This is a genomic window from Bradyrhizobium sp. CCBAU 53415 (genome assembly GCF_028128735.1).
Classification (GTDB): domain Bacteria; phylum Pseudomonadota; class Alphaproteobacteria; order Rhizobiales; family Xanthobacteraceae; genus Bradyrhizobium.
Map to the genome: position 1 here is coordinate 348,388 of NZ_LBJF01000027.1, position 18,812 is coordinate 367,199.

The window sequence follows — 18,812 nt, forward strand, 5'->3', positions numbered from 1 at the left end:
GGCGCCGGACGACCGAAGCATAGTGCAGGAACGGCGTTGCGCCACTGCACAATTGGTCATGGGCCACGCGTGCTTCGGTTCTCGTGAGACAGGGCGAGAGATGAAGGGTGCAGTGCAACAGAAGGCGTGACCGCCGAGCCTGCGTCGAACTGAATCAGCGGAGGGCTCGTCATTGCCCGGACGAAGCCTGCGAATTTGGCTTCCGTGCCGCCATGGTTTTTCATACCCTCCCTGGACGCAAGCCGCATAGCGGCTGCGCTCACGGCCCGGCGACAGGGGCGGAGCATCAAAGGGAGGGGAGACGATGAAGCGAAGGTCATTTCTCGCCGGTATCGGTGCAACCACTGCGGCTGCTACGCTAGGCATGCCGTCGATCCTCAGGGCGCAAGCCCCGATCACGCTGAACGGCGCGGTCCAGTTCAATGACGACCATGCCTTCAACCGGGCGCTGATCCGGTTCGAGGAACTAGTGAAGAAGTATTACGGCAAGCCCGTCAACTTCACCCTGCACAAGAACTCCTCGCTCGGCCTCGAGAAGCAGTATTTCGAGTACATGTCGCAGGGCAAGGCGGTCGATTACGGCATCGTCTCGCCGGCCCACATGTCGACTTTCGCCAAGGCGGCCCCGTTCATCGATGCGCCCTTCGTCTTCAAGGGCATCGAGCACATGAACAAAGTCGTCGAGGCCAACATCCTGGCGCCGATCGCCGACGAGGTCGCGACCAAGGCCGAGGTCGTTCTGATCGGTTATGCCGGCGGCGGCATCCGCAACATCTTCGCCAACAAGCCGCTCAAGACTCTCGCCGATCTCAAGGGGCTCAAGGTTCGCGTGCAGGGCGCGCCGATCTGGTCGAAGACCTTTGCGGCCGTCGGCATGAGCCCGACCGTGATCGCCTATAACGAAATCTACAACGCGATCCAGAATGGGGTGATATCGGCCGGCGAAAACGAGGCGGCCGGCGTCGAGGCGATGAAGTTCTACGAAGTGGCCCCGCATCTCAGCCTGACCCAGCACGCCGTGTCGATCCGGCCGATCTGCTTCTCGGTGAAGACGCTGAAGACCTTGCCGAAGGACTTGCAGGACGCGATCATGAAGGCGGGCAAGGAAGCCGGCGATTACGGCCGTCAGCTCGAGTCGAGCGAAGAGGTCGTCAAGCTCGACACGCTCGAGAAGGCCGGCAAGCTCAAGCGCGTTCCCTTCGAGGAGCGGGACGCCATGAAGAAGCTCGCCGACCCCGTGATGGCCGCCTACGCCAAGGAGATTGGCGCGGAAGGCATTTTCGAGAAGATCAACGTCGTCTGAGGTCGCTCTGTCCGCCGACGATAGTCCGGGCAGGCCCCGCTTCCTGCCCGGACGCGCCGGATGAGCGCCGTACGGAGCTCCCATGTCCGAAATGCACGTTCCGTCCACACCGTCGCTGTGGCGTCGCGTCACCGCGGCCTATGCGAAACTGCTGGAATTCCTGCTGGCCGCCTGCGTCGGCATCATCGTTGTTCCGGTCACGCTGCAAATCATCTCCCGCTACACGCCGTTCATTCCGTCCTACATCTGGACCGAGGAGATGGCGCGGTTCCTGTTCGTCTGGACGATCATGATCGGCGCCATGGTGGGCATCCGGGAGGCGCAGCATTTCGAGGTCGACGTGTGGCCCGACCTGTCGCGGCGGTCGGAGGCCGCGGTGCGGATCTTCGCCCGGCTCGGCGTGCTGGCGCTGGCGCTGGTGTTCGTATCCGCCGGCATCGAGTTCACCCGCTTTGCCTGGAACAGAACGTCGGAACTGGCCGATCTGCCGCTCTGGCTGATTCACGTCGCCTGGCCCGTGACCGGCGCGACGTGGATCGTGTTTGCGGGTGAGCAGATCATCGATGAAATGCGCGTTCTGTTTGGGGCGAGGCGATGAACGGGACTGTACTCTCTGCCGGACAGGCTGCGATGGTGCTGTTCGGGGTGTTCATCGGCCTGCTTATCCTGCGCGTGCCAGTCGCTTTCGCGCTTGGTCTTGCCTGCGTGCCGATCCTGCTGATCGAGCCGCGCCTGTCGCTGATGATGCTCGCGCAGGAGACTTTCAATGCGTACAATTCGTTCATCCTGCTGGCGGTGCCATTCTTCCTGCTGACGGCGAACCTGATGAGCATCGGCGGCATCACCGACCGCCTGGTGGCGCTGTCGCGCTCGATGGTCGGGCACTGGCCGGGTTCGCTGGCGCAGATCAACGTCGTGCTGTCGGTGTTCTTCGCCGGCATCTCCGGTTCCTCCACCGCCGATGCGGCGAGTCAGTCCAAGATCTTCATCGATGCGCAGAACAAGGAGGGTTACGACCTGTCGTTCTCCATCGCCATCACGGCGGTGTCGGCGGTGCTCGCAGTCGTCATCCCGCCCTCGATCCTGATGATCGTGTGGGGTGGGCTGATCTCGACCTCGATTGCGGCGATGTATCTGGCCGGCATCGTGCCGGGCCTGCTGATCGCGGGCGCGCAGATGACGACGGTGCACATCTATGCCGTGCGCCGGGGCTATCCCACCTATCCGAAAGCGACCTGGGTCGAGATGCGATGCGCCATCTGGCGGTCGATACCGGCGCTGATGACGCCGTTCATCATCGTCGGCGGCATTCTGCTCGGCTGGTTCACCGCGACCGAGTCCGCCTGCGTCGCGGTGCTCTATTCCGTTGCGCTCTCGACATTCTTCTACCGCGAGACCGGTCCGCGCGAATTGTACAAGGCCTTGCTCGATACCGGGCGCCTTGCCGGCGTGGCGCTGTTTTGTGTCGGCACTGCAAGCGCGTTCGGCTGGCTGCTCGCCTATTACAGGATCCCGCAAGAGCTGCTGGCGAACGTCTCGACATGGGGCATGGGCACCGTGGCGGCCGGCTTCTTCATCTCCTTCTGCTTTCTGGTGGTGGGCTGCTTCCTCGACGCGATCCCGGCGATCATCATCGTCGGCACCGTGCTGGAGCCGCTCGCCAAGTCCGTCGATCTCCACCCGGTCCAGTTCGCGATCATTTCCATCGTATCGCTGGCCTTCGGACTGGTGACGCCACCCTATGGCCTCTGTCTGATGATCGCCTGTTCGATCGCCGGCGTGCGGCTGCGCTATGCCCTGAAGGACACCGTGATCATGCTGATACCGATGCTTCTCGTGCTGGCGGCAGTCATCGTTTGGCCCAGCGTGTCGCTCTTCCTGCCGCGCCTGATCGTGCCGCAGATGCTCAAATGAGGATCGGATCGCGCGATCCCGCGGCCGGCGGCCACGGGATCGCTTCGATGTGTTACAGATTGCTCTCGGTGATCGCGGCGTAGACCATGCTGCGCAGCTCGCGCCGGATCGGGTAGGCGCTCGACGGCAACACCTGCGTCATGAAGATCGTGATCAGCTCTTCGGCCGGGTCGATCCAGAACGAGGTCGTGGCCGCGCCGCCCCAATTGTATTCGCCGGGGCTGCCGGCGATCAGCGTCTCGGCCGGGCGCATGGTGACGGCGAAGCCGAGACCGAAGCCGATGCCGTTATAGGTCGCTTCCGAAAACAGCGACCGCGACACCTCCGGCAACGCGCGATCGCCTGGGATGTGGTTCGTCGTCATCAACGCCAGTGTCTTCGGCCCGATCAGCCTGACGCCGCCGAGCTCACCGCCATTGAGCAGCGCGCGGCAGAAGGTGAGGTAGTCGGCGACGGTCGAGCACAGGCCGCCGCCGCCGGAGATGAAGGAAGGCCGTGACAGGAACGAGCTCGTCGTCGGATCGTCCTGCAGCGTGATGCCCTCGCGGCGCTGGCCGGCATGGAAGGTCATTCCGCCGCCGGGGTCCGCCGAGTAGCAGGCCGCGAAGCGATGCGCCTTGGAGGCCGGCACGTGGAAATCGGTATCGGTCATGCCGAGCGGATCGAGAATGCGTTGCTTCAGGAACTGCTCGAACGGCATCCCCGAGATCCTGCCGACGAGGTAGCCGATCACGTCGGTCGCGACGGAATAGTTCCAGGACTCGCCCGGCGAGAATTCCAGTGGAATCCTTGCCAGGCCGTCGATCATGGTCTGGAGCGTGCCTGACTTCTCGACCTCGCCGATCTTCTCACTGCGATAGGCGGCATCGACATTGGAGCGCTGCTGGAAACCGTAGGTGAGGCCGGAGGTGTGGCGCAGCAGGTCGACGATCAGCATCGGCCGCGATGGCGGCCGGGTCAGGAAGGCCGGGTAGGTGCCGGCGACGAATACGCCGAGATCCTTCCATTCCGGAATGTATTTGGCGACCGGTTCGTCAATCGCGACGAGACCTTCCTCGACCAGCATCATGAAGGCGACGCTGGTGAGCGGCTTGGTCATGGAATAGATGCGGTAGATGGTGTCGTCCTTGACCGGGACCTTGCGCTCGACGTCGGCGAAGCCCTGCACCGAGTTGTGGGCGATCTTGCCTCGGCGATAGACCAGGAGCTGCGTGCCCGGGAAACGGCCGGCATCGATGTACCGGCGCCTGAGATGCGCATCGACGCGGTCGAGCGCGGCCTTGGACAGGCCGACGGATTCTGGCGAGGCGGGGGTGGGGGCGAGCATCAGTTCCTCCGGGCAGTTTCTCGAGGACGGTGATAGCCAAACGGCGGCCCCATTCCAAGCCGGTCGCGCTTAGCGCGAGGCCGCCGGCTGGTGTAGGCTGCACCCTGGAACGCCTCGAAGGAGCCCCAGGGGGCCAACCAGAAAAACGCAGGGTAAACCCACCATGACCCAGTTCAACGAGACCGAACTCACCGAAGCCGTCGTTCGGAGCTTCGACCAGACGCCTGATACGCGGGCAAAATTCCTGCTCCAGGAATTGGTGAAGTCGCTGCACGATTATGTGAGCAAGACCGGCCTGACCTTCGAGGAATGGGAATACGCCATCGATTTCCTGACCCGAACGGGGCAGAAATGCACCGACACGCGCCAGGAGTTCATCCTGCTGTCAGACGTGCTCGGCGTCTCCATGCTGGTCGACGCCGTCAACCACCGCGACCGCGAGGGCGCCACCGAGACCACGGTGCTCGGTCCGTTCTATGTCGGCGAGCACAAGGTGACCGCGCATGGCACGGACATCTCGCCGCACAATCTCACCGGCGAGAAGATGTTCGTGCAGAGCCGCGTCACCGATCTCGAGGGCAAGCCGCTCGCGAACGTTCCCGTCGATGTCTGGCATGCCGATGATGACGGATTTTACGACTCCCAGAAGCCGAACTATGACGAGGTCGGCGCCTCTGCGCGGGCGCGCTTCATCACGGACAGCGACGGCCGCTTCTTCTTCCGCACCATCCTGCCGTGCAGCTACCCGATCCCGACCGACGGCCCGGTCGGCGAGATGATCGTGCAGACGGGTCGCCACCCGATGCGCCCCGCGCATGTGCACTTCCTGGTCAATGCCAAGGGCCATGAGCCGCTGATCACCCACGTCTTCATCGGCGGCGACAAATATCTGGATTCCGACGTGGTGTTCGGGGTCAAGGACGACCTGATCGCCAAGGTCGAGCCGCGGAGCGATGCCGCGATGCCCGACGGCACCAAGGCGAACGGGCGATGGCATCTGATGACTTACGAATTCCACCTCAAGCCCGGCGGCGGCATGGCGCCGAAGCCGCTGGGGGTGAAGGCGGCGGAGCCGGCGTGAGGCCTCGGCATTTCGGTCACCCCCCGATGTAGGCTGCCAACTCGTCGGGCGTTCCGTTCGGAAAGGCCTCCTTCAGATAGTCGAGGAAGGCGGAGACGCGCGCGCTGAGCAATCGCCGCGAGGGATAGAGCGTCCACAGGTTGATGTCGAACCCGTCGACATCGCCCCAGCGGACCAGCGTGCCGTCGGCCAGATCGTGACTGACGAGCGACAGAGGCAGCCGCGCAGCGCCGACGCCGGCTCGAATGGCATCGCGAACCATCATCAGCGATGACAGGTGAAGCACCGGATCGACCGCGATACGCGACGTGCCGCTCGGTCGCCTGATGTCCCAGGTTGCAGCCGCGTCGTCCGTTCCGCGCACGACGACCGGAACCGCGATATGGCCCTTCGGTCGCTTCAGCGTGGGGCTTGCCACGACCACAAGCCGGTCGCGCAAGAAGATGCGGCCGACCAAACTTTCATCCGGATCGGGATTGACCCGGATCACGAGGTCGAAGCCTTCCTCGACCATGTCGACGTAACGATCATCCGTCGTGACCTCGAGCCGGACTTGCGGATGCCTAAGCGCGAAACCGGCGGCGAGCCGGCCCATGGCAGTCTGGGAGAAAAGCAGGGGAGCGCTGATCCGCAACTTGCCCTTCGGCTTGTCCCCGCCCGACGCGATCGCAGCCGCGGTCTCGTCGAGTTCGGTGAGGAGTGCGCCCGTACGCTCGTAAAGCGCTCGTCCTTCCTGGGTCAGTTTGAGGGTGCGCCCACCACGCTCGAAGAGACGCAAATCGAGGCTGCTTTCAAGCTCGGACACGCGCCGGGACAAGGTCGCTTTTGGACGTCCCGTGGCGCGGGCGGCCTTTCCGACCCCTCCGTGGCGGGCGACGAGATTGAAGTCGGCAAGGGCAAGCAAATCCATTTGTTCCACTTATGAAACGATATGTCTAAATATAACGTCTTTCGGCTCGCATGTGGATCGCTAACTTTCGGGCGTCTTCAGACCCAAACCGGAGTGATCCCATGACTATCCTCGTTACCGGCGCAACCGGCACGATCGGCCGCCAGGTCGTCGAGCAACTCGTCAAGCGCGGCGCCGATGTGCGCGCGCTCGTTCGAGATCCCGCAAGGACCAATTTCCCGACAGGTGTCGCCGTCGCCCAGGCCGACTTGCTGGATGTCGATTCCTTGCGCGGTGCGTTCTCGGGCGTCTCGACGCTGTTCCTGCTCAACGCCGTGGTGCCGGATGAATTTACCCAGGCGCTGACGGCGCTCAACCTCGCCCGCGAGGCCGGCATCGAGCGGTTCGTCTATCTGTCGGTCATTCACAGCGACCGCTACGTGAACGTGCCGCACTTCGCCGGCAAGTTCGGCGTCGAGCGCATGATCGAGCAGATGGGCTTCAAGGCGACCATCCTGCGCCCCGCCTATTTCATGAACAACGAGCTCATGATCAAGGACGCCGTGACCGGATACGGCGTCTACCCCATGCCGATCGGCAGTAAGGGAGTTGCGATGATCGACGCGCGCGATATCGGCGAGGTTGCGGCCATCGAATTGATCCGCCGCGAGACATCCGCCGCGCCGCTTCCGCTCGAGCGCATCAATCTCGTTGGTCCCGAAACGATCACCGGTGCCAAGGCTGCTGCAATCTGGTCGGAGGTGCTCGGGCGCTCGATCGCCTATGGCGGCGACGACACTGCGGGCTTCGAGAAGAACCTCAGGCAGTCCATGCCGGGCTGGATGGCCTTCGACATGCGGGTGATGAGCGAGCGCTTCCTCACGGAGGGAATGGTCCCCGAAGCCGGCGACGTCAAGCGTCTGACCGATATTCTGGACCGTCCCTTGCGCTCCTATCGCGACTTCGTTGCCGAGATCGCAACTTCCGTCTGAGGGCTTGCTTGAGCTGCGCGCTGAGGCCTGGCTGCATCGCTCGCCATTGATCATATGGTGAGCGAGCAGTCTCGATCAGCGCGCGTGCAGTAACGCCAACAGCACGGCGACCGCGCAGGCGAGGGTCGCCGAGGTCAGCTTCCAGAACATCAGCGGGCTGCGCTCCAGGAGCGGCGTGATCCGCGTGTCAAGATAGGCCGGATTGGGCGTGCGCAGCTCGAAGACGAACTCCGACAGATCCTCGTGTCGCTTGTAGGGATCGGGATGCAGCGCGCGCCGGAGCGCGCCGTCGACCCATGCGGGCACGTTGCGGTCGTCGTCGGCCGAGCGGTACTTGAGTCTCCGCACGTCCGCCTTGCGCCGGATCCGGGCGATCTGGGTGCCGTAGGGCAGCTTTCCCGTCAACATCTGGTAGCCGATCACGGCCAGCGAAAACATGTCGGAGCGCGGCGAGCCGCCCTGACCGAGAAAATACTCCGGCGCCGTGTACTGGACCGTTCCCAGGATTTCGTCAGCCTCGTCGCGAGGTGCGGCCTCCGCGACGCCGGCCACCCTGACCGATCCGAAGTCGATGATCTTGGCGGTGCCGGTCTTGTCGATCAGGATGTTGTCGGGCCTGAGATCCTGATGCAGCATCTCCATGCGATGGAAGGCGCGCAGGCCCGCGGCGATCTGCTCAATGATGCCGCGTACGGTTTCGAGATCGGGGCGCGGATTGTCGATCATCCACTGCTTCAGGGTCTGCCCCTCGACGAATTCCGTCGCGACGTAGAGATAGCTGCGGCGCCGCGACTGCGACAGCGGCTTCAGCACATGCGGGCTGTCGATCCGGCGCGCGATCCACTCCTCCATCAGGAAGCGCTTGAGATAGGCGGCGTTGTCGCGCAGATCGACTGACGGCAGCTTGAGCGCAACCGGCTGCTCGGTCTCCATGTCGACGGCGAGGTAGATGTGGCTGCGGCTGCTACCGTGAATCTCGCGGACGATCCGGTAGCCGTCGAAGATCGCGCGCGGTTCCGGCAGCGGAGGCAGCGGCAATTGCGCGGTCTGATTGAAGATGCCGGCCGGCTCGCGCTGCGGGACCGCATCGATGCGCAGGATCTGGACGGTGATGTTGTCGTCGCTGCCGCGCTGGTAGGCCTCCCCGACGATGGCCTTCGCCGCCGCGTCGAGATCGCCCGCATGCTCATTCAGCGCGCTCGTGACGAAGCGTGCGTCGACAAATTCGTAAGCGCCGTCGGTTGCCAGCAGAAAGATGTCGCCGGTCTCGACCTCGAAGGCCTGATAGTCGATCTCGAGCTGCGGATTGATGCCGAGCGCGCGGCCGAGATAGGTCTGCTCCGACGACACGATGATGCGGTGATCGTCGGTCAGCTGCTCGAGCGCCTTGCCGGCGAGGCGGTAGACGCGGCAGTCGCCGACATGAAAGATGTGCGCGGTGGTCGCCTTGATGACCATCGCGGTGAGGGTGCAGACATAACCCTTGTCGCGGTCATGGGCATATTGGCTCTTGCGCGTCTGTGCGTGCAGCCAGGAATTGGTCGCGTCCAGCACGCGGCGGGCGGAGGTCTTCACCGTCCAGGATTCCGACGTGCAGTAATAGTCCGTCAGGAAGCTCTTGACCGCCGACTCGCTGGCGATCTGGCTCACGCTGCTGCTGGAAATGCCGTCGGCAAGGACCGCCGCGATGCCCTTCAGGCTGAGCAGCGGCTCCTCCGGAACCAGGACGCCGTGGAAATCCTGATTGACGGGCTTGCGACCCTTGTCGGAATGCTGGCCGACCGAAATCAGGAGTCCGCGGGTCATCGTCATCACCAGGAGAGGGGAGCCTCACCCTGATCGGGCGAGGCTCCCCTGTCGAGATGTATTCGATCAGGCCGCGACGCGGGGCTTCGCGGCCTTGTCGACCTGGCGCTTCGGCAGGGTCATGACATGCGTGGCGTAGAGGGTCATGCCGGTGAAGGCGAGGCCGCCGACGAGGTTGCCGAGCACGGTCGGGATCTCGTTCCAGATCAGATAATCCATGATCGAGAACTTCGCGTGCAGCATCAGGCCCGACGGGAACAGGAACATGTTCACCACCGAATGCTCGAACACCATGTAGAAGAACACCAGGATCGGCATCCACATCGCGATGACCTTGCCGGGGACCGAGGTCGAGATCATGGCGCCGACGACGCCGGTCGAGACCATCCAGTTGCAGAGCATGCCGCGCATGAACAGCGTCGCCATCCCCGCCGCGCCGTGCGCGGCATAGCCCAGGGTCCGGCCCTCACCGATATTGCCGATGACCGTGCCGACCTTGTCGGGCGCCTGCGTGAAGCCGAACGTCGTGACGAAGGCCATCATGAAGGCCACCGTCAGAGCGCCGGCGAAGTTGCCGATGAAGACGAGACCCCAGTTGCGCAGTACGCCGCCGAGGCTGACGCCCGGGCGCTTGTCGATCAGGGCGAGCGGCGCAAGCACGAAGACGCCGGTGAGGAGGTCGAATCCCAGCAGATAGAGCATGGAAAAGCCGACCGGAAACAGCAGCGCGCCGATCAGCGGCTGGCCGGTGTTGACGTTGATCGTGACGGCGAACCAGGCCGCCAGCGCCAGGATGGCGCCCGCCATATAGGCGCGGATGATGGTATCCCGGGTGGACATGAAGATCTTGGACTCGCCCGCATCCACCATCTTGGTGACGAATTCCGAAGGCGCGAGATACGACATCAATGGTTCCTTTGCTCGTATGAATGAAGGTACGTTCGTTCCGGGGCGCGCAGTTATCGGCGTGTCCCTTCCGCGCGTATTGGCGAGCCGGCAACGGATCGGACTCCAGGAGCGCAAGTTTTCGCGTGGATCGCGGCACGACGACTGCGCCGGGGGCCCGGCGAAGCACGGTCAAGCTCTCCGCGCGTTTCAGCCCCTGGAGGCCTCAACATTTCGGCGAACCGCAGTCGTCGTTGACTGAGTGATCAAGGAGAAAGCAATCCACGTGCCAAACCATGCGGTTCGCCGCCGGCGTCGTCAGATGCCGATTTGATGCGGATGAGACGGCTATTCAGAACACAAAACCCCTGCCGGGATCCTGAAACCGTCGTTGTCGCTGTCCTCGCCATAGGCGCGCACGTGATCGTCCTGACCCTCCGCAGCGACCTCTGCCCATTTCTTGTGCGTCGCACAAGGTCTGGGCGATCCGCTGGATTTGCGGGCGCATCCGAGGTCCGCGGCACCGGCGATTTCGCAATAACTGACTGATATTGTTATATGTTACCGAATAGTTCGATCTGGCACGCTTCTTGTTTGAGAGCAGGTCGACGCCATCGACGCCGTCCCTCGAAGATTCCCATCCGAATCGTGACCTTCGCCATCCGGGGCCTTCCTGGGGACGCGCTCCTGTGCGCGTGGGGGTAGTTGGCGTGCGCGGATGGTCCTTCGGTCACAAAGGAGCATCACATTCAATGACGAAGCGAACTGATAAGTCCTTGCGCGGCCGCCATAAGAGCAATCTCCTCGGCGACGCTGGCGTGAACCCGTTCACGGGTCTCGACCGCCGCACCTTCCTTGCCGGGGGCGCTGCCGCCGCGGCTTACGCCATCTCCGGCGGCCGGGTGAGCGCGGCCGCTCTCAAGCCGGAGAAGGAAGAGCTGAAGCTCGGCTTCATCAAGCTTACCGACATGGCGCCGCTGGCCGTCGCCAAGGAGAACGGCTACTTCGAGGACGAGGGCCTGTTCGTCACGCTGGAAGCGCAAGCCAACTGGAAAGTTCTGCTCGACCGCGTCATCAGCGGCGAGCTCGATGGCGCGCATATGCTTGCCGGCCAGCCACTGGCCGCCACGATCGGCTTCGGCACCAAGGCGCATATCATCACCCCGTTCTCGATGGACCTCAATGGGAACGCCATCACGGTCTCGAACGAGATCTTCGCATTGATGAAGCCGAGCATCCCGAAGGATGCGAGCGGCAAGCTCGTGCATCCGATCAAGGCCGACACGTTGCGCCCGGCCATCGAGAAGCTGAAGGCCGACGGCAAGGCCTTCAAGATGGGCATGGTGTTTCCGGTCTCGACTCACAATTACGAGCTTCGCTACTGGCTCGCTTCGGGCGGCATCAATCCCGGCTTCTATTCGGGCGAGGACGTGACCGGAACGGTCGCGGCCGAAGCGCTGCTGTCGGTGACGCCGCCGCCGCAGATGCCGGCGACCCTCGAGGCCGGCACGATCAACGGCTACTGCGTCGGCGAGCCCTGGAACCAGGCTGCCGTCTTCAAGGGCATCGGCGTGCCCGTGATCACCGACTACGAGATCTGGAAGAACAACCCGGAGAAGGTATTCGGCATCACCGCGGCATTCGCCGAGAAGAACCCGAATACGGTGCTTGCTCTCACCAAGGCGCTGATCCGCGCCGCGATGTGGCTGGACGAGAACGCCAATGCCAACCGCGCCAAGGCGGTCGAGCTGCTCTCGAAGCCGGAATATGTCGGTGCCGACAAGGCGGTCATCGCCAATTCGATGACCGGCACCTTCGAATATGAGAAGGGCGACAAGCGGCCGATACCCGACTTCAACGTCTTCTTCCGCTACTTCGCCACCTATCCGTACCAGTCCGACGCCGTCTGGTACCTGACCCAGATGCGCCGCTGGGGACAGATCGGCGAAGCCAAGACCGACGCGTGGTATCACGACACGGCGAAGAGCGTGTACCGCTCCGATCTCTATCTAGCCGCGGCCAAGCTTCTGGTCGCCGACGGCAAGGCCAGGAAGGAAGATTTTCCCTGGGACACCGACGGCTACCGCGCGCCGACATCCGAGTTCATCGACGGCATCACCTATGACGGCCGCAAGCCCAACGCCTACATCGACAGCCTGAAGATCGGCCTGAAGGGCAAGCAGAAGATCGACGGTGCCAAGGTCATCGACGGCTGAGAGAACGCAGCCGGGCCGCTCTTGCGGCCCGGCGCCCTGCTCGCAATCCGGCGGTGGACGCCAAGGGAATATGCAAATGGCATTGGTTAGCGAATATGTTGACGTCAGCGCGGAAGACGCAAAGCGCGCGCGCCGCGAGCGAATGCTCGCGCGCATCAATGGCGTAGCCGTCTATCTGAACATCCTGGGCCTCGGCTGGCTTGCGCCGCTTGCGCGCATCGCCGCCGGCGACATCGTCAAGCCCCAGTTGAAGGAGTTGCGGCAGGGATTGCTGGTGCCGCTTGTCGGCATCGGTGCCTTTCTCTTGGCATGGGCCTTGGCCGCGCCGCAGGTCAAGACCTCGCTCGGTGCCATTCCCGGTCCGGCCGAGGTGTGGGTTCAGGCGCAGAACCTCTATGCCGACCATCGCGCCGAGCGCGCCAAGCAGGCGGCCTTCTACGAGCGCCAGGATGCGCGCAACGCCAAGGCCGTCGCCGACGGGCATCCCGAGGAGGTTCGCCATCGAAATTATGCGGGGAAGCCAACGTATTTCGATCAGATCGTGACCAGCCTCGTGACGGTCGCACTCGGCTTCGTGGTGGCGACACTCGTCGCTGTTCCGCTCGGCATCCTCTGCGGCCTGTCCAAGACCATGAACGGCGCGCTCAACCCGCTGATCCAGATCTTCAAGCCGGTGTCGCCGCTGGCCTGGCTCCCCATCGTGACGATGGTGGTTTCAGCGCTTTACGTGAATCCCTCGGAGTTTCTGCCGAAATCGCTGGTCATCTCTGCGATCACCGTGACGCTATGCTCGTTGTGGCCTACACTGATCAACACCGCGCTTGGCGTCGCCTCGATCGACAAGGATCTGCTCAACGTCGGGCGCGTGCTGCAGCTGCCGACGTGGCGGACCATCACCAAGCTGGTGCTGCCGAGCTCGCTCCCGCTGATCTTCACCGGTCTGCGGCTCTCGCTCGGCGTCGGCTGGATGGTGCTGATCGCGGCCGAGATGCTCGCGCAGAATCCCGGCCTCGGAAAGTTCGTCTGGGATGAATTCCAGAACGGCTCGTCGCAGTCGCTCGCGCGGATCATCGTCGCGGTGCTGACGATCGGCATCATCGGCTTCCTGCTGGATCGCGTGATGTACGCGTTGCAGTCCGCCTTCACTTTCTCCAGCCAGCGCTGATGAGGTCCGCATGTCGTTCCTGTCTCTCAAGGGGCTGTGCAAGGCCTACGGCACCGGCGCCAAGCGGGCCAGCGTGCTCTCCGACGTCAACCTCGAGGTCGCCGAAGGCGAGTTCATCGCCATCGTGGGCTTCTCGGGAAGCGGCAAGACGACGCTGATCTCGACCATCGCAGGGCTGGTGCAGCCCGATTCCGGCGAGATCGTGCTCAAGGGGCAGCCCGTGGACGGGCCCGGTCCCGACCGCGGCGTCGTGTTCCAGTCCTATTCCCTGATGCCGTGGCTCACGGTGCGCGGCAACGTGGCGCTCGCGGTCGACCAGGTTTTCGCCCGCGAGAGCAAGGCCGAGCGCGCGGCTCGGGTCGATCGCTACATCGCCATGGTGGGGCTGTCACACGCCGCAACGCGCCTGCCTGCAGAATTGTCCGGCGGCATGCGGCAGCGGGTTGCCGTTGCCCGTGCGCTCGCAACCAGCCCGGAGATCCTTCTGCTCGATGAACCGCTGTCGGCGCTCGATGCACTGACCCGCGCCAAGTTGCAGGACGAGATCATCGACATCTGGTCGCGCGACAAGCGCACCGTGGTGCTGATCACCAACGACGTCGACGAGGCGATCCTGCTTGCCGACCGCATCATCCCGCTGCTGCCCGGTCCGGACGCGACCCTGGGCCGGGAGTTCAGGGTGGATATTCCACGACCGCGCGACCGTGCGTCGATCAACGAGGATCCGGCGTTCAAGCGTTTGCGCCAGGCCGTCACCGGCTATCTGATGGATGTGGTCAACGAGCGTGCGGCGGCGTCGGAAGCGGCGGTGCGGACGCTGCCGAACGTCATTCCGATCACGCAGATGGACAAACCGCCGGCAGCCTATCAGCAGGCTGCAACGTCGGTGATCTTCAATACCGATCGCTATCTCGAATTCTCCCAGCTCTCGAAGGTCTATCCCACCCCGAAAGGCCCGCTCACGATCGTCGAAAACTTCGATCTCAAGGTGCGCAAGGGCGAGTTCATCTCGGTGATTGGGCATTCCGGCTGCGGCAAGTCGACGGTCCTGTCGATGACCGCGGGCCTCAACGACGTCTCCCTCGGCGGCATCATTCTCGATGGCCGCGAGGTGACGACGGCCGGCCCCGACCGGGCCGTGGTGTTCCAGGCGCCCTCGCTGTTTCCCTGGCTCACGGCACGCGAGAACGTTGCGCTGGGTGTCGATCGCGTCTATCCGCACGCCACACGGCGGCAGCGCGACGAGATCGTCGACTATTATCTCGAGCGCGTCGGTCTCGCCGACTCCTTCGACAAGCCGGCGGCTGCAATGTCGAACGGCATGCGCCAGCGCGTCGGAATTGCGCGCGCCTTCGCGTTGTCACCGAAGCTGCTGCTGCTGGACGAGCCGTTCGGCATGCTCGACAGCCTCACCCGCTGGGATCTTCAGGAAGTGCTGATGGAGGTCTGGAAGCGCACGCAGGTGACGGCGATGTGTGTGACCCACGATGTCGACGAAGCGATCCTGCTCGCCGATCGCGTCGTGATGATGACGAACGGGCCCAACGCGCGGATCGGCCACATCATGGAGGTCGACATTCCCCGGCCCCGCACACGCAAGACCCTGCTCGAGCATCCCGACTACTACCGCTACCGCCGCGAGCTGCTCGATTTCCTCGAGGCTTATGAGCACGGGGCTGCGCCGAAGGCGCCGGCGGCCGTCTCCACAGCGAATCCTGAAGCGGCGTGATCATTCATCCACGACACGCTCAAATAATCGACACCCCGCTCAATCCTTGTGCGTCGCACAAGGATTGAGCGAATCGCAAATTTAGCGTGCGGAAACCCCCTGCAATAAATTCGGTCAAAACGAATAAGGTCCTGAAATCCCTTGATTTCCAGCGTGCGCGCAACTGGCACGGAAATTGAAGCGTCTTTGTGCGACGCCAACGACGACGTCCCTCAACATCATCAATCAGCATCGTGATCTCGCCACCGGGGTGAAGCCTCGGAGCGCGCCTCCGTGGCCGGAGGCTGAGCCTGCAACGACGCAGCGGTGAGCCTGGAAGGGATATCAATGACGAAGAATCCGACTCTGAACTCGACCTGGATTTCCGATTGGCGCCCTGAAGACGAGGCGTTCTGGAATGCAGGCGGCAAGACGATCGCGCGGCGCAACCTGATCTGGTCGATCGTAGCCGAACATATTGGATTCTCGGTGTGGCTGATCTGGAGCATCGTCACCACCAAGCTGCCGCAGGCCGGCTTCCACTACACCACCGACCAGCTGTTCCAGCTCGTCGCCGTGCCCGGCCTGATCGGCGCCTTGATGCGCTTTCCCTATACATTCGCAGTGACCACCTTCGGCGGCCGCAACTGGACCATCTTCAGCGCGGCGATCCTGTTCATTCCGACGTTGGCGCTTGCCTATTTCGTGAGCCAGCCCGACACGCCGTTCTGGCTGATGCTGCTGATCGCCTCGACCGCGGGTCTCGGCGGCGGCAATTTCGCCTCCAGCATGACCAACATCTCCTTCTTCTTCCCCGACCGGATGAAGGGATGGGCGCTCGGCCTGAACGCTGCCGGCGGCAATATCGGTGTTTCCAGCGTGCAGCTCTTGACCCCGATCCTGATGACGCTGGCCGTCTTGAACCTGTTCCAGGCGACGCCCGTCGACGGCATCTATCTCCAGAATGCCGGCCTGATGTGGGTGTTGCCGATCGCGATCGCGGTGTTCGGCGCGGTGTTCTTCATGAACAACCTCTCCTCGGCGAAATCGTCGGTGAAGGACCAGCTCGCCATCGTCAAGCGCAAGCACACCTGGATCATGGCGTATCTCTACGTCGGCACGTTCGGGTCGTTCATCGGCTATTCCGCGGCGTTTCCGCTTCTGATCAAGACGCAGTTTCCGGCGGTGACGATCTCGATCGCCTTCCTGGGCCCGCTTGTCGGCTCGCTGTCGCGTCCGCTCGGCGGCTGGCTTGCGGACCGGATCGGCGGCTCCATCATCACCTTCTGGAATTTCATCCTGATGACGGGCGCCACGGTCGGCGTGCTCTACTTCGTCGGACAGAAGGATTTCATCGGCTTCCTGTCGATGTTCCTGATCCTGTTCGTGACGACGGGCATCGGCAACGGCTCGACCTACCGCATGATCCCCTCGATCTTCCGCGAGGAGAACCTGTTCAGGGTGCGCGGCAAGGGCGATGTCGCGCGTGCGGCTGCGCTGAAGACCGCGAGCATCGAGAGCGGCGCGGCGGTCGGGTTCATCGGCGCGATCGGTGCGGTCGGCGGCTATCTGATCCCGAGCGGCTTCGGCAAGTCGATCGCCATGACCGGCGGGCCGCAGCTCGCGCTCGCGATCTATCTCGCCTTCTACGCCTCCTGCCTCGCTCTGACCTGGTGGTTCTACCTGCGTCGCAGCCCGCAGGGTGAAGGCGCGCCAAGCCTTGCTGGAGCGCGTGTGTGAGCGTGACCATTTGGCACGAATGTCGCTTCTCCCCGTACGCGGGGAGGAGTCTCTCTGATGACGTTTGACCCATGAACTTCTTCCGCAACGGCGCGGACGAAGACAGACTGAAACAGACAGGAGAACATCATGACGCCCGAACAGATCACCCTCATCCAGCAGAGCTTTTCCAAGGTCGCGCCGATATCGGAGCAGGCCGCGGTGCTGTTCTACGATCGCCTGTTCGAGATGGCGCCGTCGGTGCGCACGATGTTTCCCGAGGACATGACCGAGCAGCGCAAGAAGCTGATGGGCATGCTCGCCGCCGTCGTCGGCGGCCTGTCGAACCTGGAGTCGATTCTTCCCGCGGCCTCCGCGCTCGCCAAACGTCATGTCGCTTACGGCGCAGTGGCCGAGCACTATCCCGTGGTCGGTGCGACCCTGCTGTGGACCCTGGAGAAGGGTCTCGGCGAAGCCTGGACGCCCGAACTGGCAAAGGCCTGGACCGACGCTTACGGCGTGCTGTCGGGCTACATGATGTCCGAAGCCTATGGCGCACAGCCGCAGGCCGCCGAATAGGAGATGCCTCGTGAGTGAACCGCTCGTCATCGTCGGTAACGGTATGGCGGCCGCGCGTCTGGTCGACGAACTCGCCAAGACCGCGCTCGGCCGCTACGCGGTCGCCGTCATCGGCGAGGAGCCGCGGCTCGCTTACAACCGTGTGCTGCTCTCCTCCGTGCTGGCCGGCGAGACCGGCTCGCACGAGATCGAGCTCCGGCCGGCGGACTGGTGGCGCCATCGCGGCGTCACCGTCCGCTACGGCTATCGCGTCACCGAAATCGACACCGGCCGCCGCGAGCTCAAGATCGCGGGCGAGGAGAGCATGGAATATTCCAAGCTCGTGCTTGCCACCGGCTCGACGCCGCTGCGGCTGAATGTGCCGGGCGCCGATCTCGCGGGCGTGCACACTTTTCGCGATACGCGCGACGTCGACCTTCTGTTGACGCTGGCCGCGACGAAGAAGCGCGTCGTCGTTGTCGGCGGCGGTCTGCTCGGACTCGAGGCAGCCTACGGCCTCGCCAAGGCCGGCGCTCCCGTGACGCTGCTGCATCTGATGGACCGGCTGATGGAGCGTCAGCTCGATGCGCCGGCCGCCGATCTGCTCAAGACGCTGGTCGAGCGCAAGGGCATCCGCATCCTGCTCAACGCCAGCACGAAGTGCATCCATGGCGACGGCCATGTCGAGGCCGTCGAACTCGCCGACGGCAGCCGCATCGAGGCCGACGCGGTGATCTTCGCCGCCGGCATCAAGCCGAACGTCGCGCTGGCGAAGGAGGCAGGGATTGCGGTGAATCGCGGCGTCGTCGTCAACGACGTCATGCAGACCGCCTCGCCCGACATCTTCGCGCTCGGCGAATGCGCCGAGCATCGCGGCACCTGCTATGGCCTGGTCGAGCCCGCCTATGAGCAGGCGCGCGTGCTGGCGCGGCATCTTGCCGGCCGCCCCGCCGCCTATCAGGGCAGCGTGGTCTCGACCAATCTGAAGGTCTCCGGCGTCAGCGTGTTCTCGGCCGGCGACTTCATGGGCGGGGAAGGCAGCGAGAGCCTCGTGCTGTCGGACCGCAGGCGCGGCACCTACAAGAAGCTCGTGATCGCCGACGGCCGGCTCACCGGCGCGGTGCTGATCGGCGATACCGTCGATGCGCTCTGGTATCTCGAGCTGATCCGCAATCGCGACAAGGTGGCGGCGATCCGCGCCGACATGATGTTCGGACGCGCGCTCGCGCTTCCTTCGAAAGCAGCTTGA

General features: G+C 63.8%; 15 protein-coding genes. 11 read left to right on the forward strand and 4 right to left on the reverse strand.

The genetic code is table 11. The features are described 5' to 3' along the window. Positions 1-304 precede the first annotated feature (304 nt). The 3 genes from XH87_RS29885 to XH87_RS29895 all read left to right on the forward strand — a co-directional run bounded on the left by XH87_RS29885 (position 305) and on the right by XH87_RS29895 (position 3,217). Positions 305-1,303 (forward strand): TRAP transporter substrate-binding protein, encoded by a 999-nt coding sequence (locus XH87_RS29885; protein ID WP_271589990.1) that lies wholly within the window; start codon positions 305-307, stop codon positions 1,301-1,303. Positions 1,304-1,385: 82 nt separating this feature from the next. Continuing rightward, positions 1,386-1,901 (forward strand): TRAP transporter small permease, encoded by a 516-nt coding sequence (locus XH87_RS29890; protein ID WP_035715490.1) that lies wholly within the window; start codon positions 1,386-1,388, stop codon positions 1,899-1,901. Next, positions 1,898-3,217 carry a TRAP transporter large permease gene (locus XH87_RS29895; RefSeq protein WP_035715487.1) on the forward strand — a complete coding sequence of 440 codons (1,320 nt, stop codon included), beginning with the start codon at positions 1,898-1,900 and terminating at the stop codon, positions 3,215-3,217. Before XH87_RS29890 ends, XH87_RS29895 begins: the two co-directional genes overlap by 4 nt. Positions 3,218-3,269: 52 nt before the next feature. Here XH87_RS29895 and XH87_RS29900 read toward each other — a convergent pair whose 3' ends face one another. Next, the gene (locus tag XH87_RS29900) at positions 3,270-4,544 is read right to left on the reverse strand and encodes a serine hydrolase domain-containing protein (RefSeq protein ID WP_271589991.1); all 1,275 of its coding nucleotides are present in this window, start codon (positions 4,542-4,544) and stop codon (positions 3,270-3,272) included. A gap of 163 nt (positions 4,545-4,707) precedes the next feature. Here XH87_RS29900 and XH87_RS29905 point away from each other — a divergent pair, with 163 nt between their 5' ends. Beyond that, positions 4,708-5,625 carry an intradiol ring-cleavage dioxygenase gene (locus tag XH87_RS29905; protein ID WP_271589992.1) on the forward strand — a complete coding sequence of 306 codons (918 nt, stop codon included), beginning with the start codon at positions 4,708-4,710 and terminating at the stop codon, positions 5,623-5,625. 16 nt (positions 5,626-5,641) lie between these two features. Here XH87_RS29905 and XH87_RS29910 read toward each other — a convergent pair whose 3' ends face one another. Continuing rightward, complete coding sequence (locus XH87_RS29910) at positions 5,642-6,535, reverse strand: LysR family transcriptional regulator (protein ID WP_271589993.1); 894 nt, start codon at positions 6,533-6,535, stop codon at positions 5,642-5,644. A gap of 101 nt (positions 6,536-6,636) precedes the next feature. Here XH87_RS29910 and XH87_RS29915 point away from each other — a divergent pair, with 101 nt between their 5' ends. Then, positions 6,637-7,506, forward strand: coding sequence for an SDR family oxidoreductase (locus tag XH87_RS29915; RefSeq protein WP_271589994.1), 870 nt, complete (start codon positions 6,637-6,639; stop codon positions 7,504-7,506). A 75-nt stretch (positions 7,507-7,581) separates the two neighbouring features. On the opposite strand, the gene XH87_RS29920 is transcribed toward XH87_RS29915, so the two are convergent. Further along, a complete protein-coding gene (locus XH87_RS29920) occupies positions 7,582-9,318 on the reverse strand; it encodes a bifunctional protein-serine/threonine kinase/phosphatase (protein WP_271589995.1) in 1,737 nt (578 codons plus the stop codon). A 60-nt stretch (positions 9,319-9,378) separates the two neighbouring features. Then, a complete protein-coding gene (locus tag XH87_RS29925; RefSeq protein WP_158671514.1) occupies positions 9,379-10,218 on the reverse strand; it encodes a formate/nitrite transporter family protein in 840 nt (279 codons plus the stop codon). A gap of 731 nt (positions 10,219-10,949) precedes the next feature. On the opposite strand from XH87_RS29925, the gene XH87_RS29930 reads away from it, so the two are divergent. The 6 genes from XH87_RS29930 (at position 10,950) to XH87_RS29955 (ending at position 18,812) form a co-directional block, all read left to right on the forward strand. Next, positions 10,950-12,413, forward strand: coding sequence for a CmpA/NrtA family ABC transporter substrate-binding protein (locus XH87_RS29930; RefSeq protein WP_271589996.1), 1,464 nt, complete (start codon positions 10,950-10,952; stop codon positions 12,411-12,413). 76 nt (positions 12,414-12,489) lie between these two features. Next, positions 12,490-13,578 carry an ABC transporter permease gene (locus XH87_RS29935; protein ID WP_271589997.1) on the forward strand — a complete coding sequence of 363 codons (1,089 nt, stop codon included), beginning with the start codon at positions 12,490-12,492 and terminating at the stop codon, positions 13,576-13,578. A 10-nt stretch (positions 13,579-13,588) separates the two neighbouring features. Next, on the forward strand, positions 13,589-15,307 hold the full coding sequence (locus XH87_RS29940; RefSeq protein WP_271589998.1) for an ABC transporter ATP-binding protein: 1,719 nt from the start codon (positions 13,589-13,591) through the stop codon (positions 15,305-15,307). Positions 15,308-15,634: 327 nt separating this feature from the next. Then, entirely contained in the window at positions 15,635-17,026 is a 1,392-nt protein-coding gene (locus XH87_RS29945; protein ID WP_271589999.1) for an MFS transporter, read from the forward strand. Between the two features lie 129 nt (positions 17,027-17,155). After that, entirely contained in the window at positions 17,156-17,584 is a 429-nt protein-coding gene (locus XH87_RS29950) for a globin family protein (RefSeq protein ID WP_271590000.1), read from the forward strand. 10 nt (positions 17,585-17,594) lie between these two features. Beyond that, positions 17,595-18,812: an NAD(P)/FAD-dependent oxidoreductase gene (locus tag XH87_RS29955; RefSeq protein ID WP_271590001.1), complete on the forward strand. Its 1,218-nt coding sequence runs from the start codon at positions 17,595-17,597 to the stop codon at positions 18,810-18,812.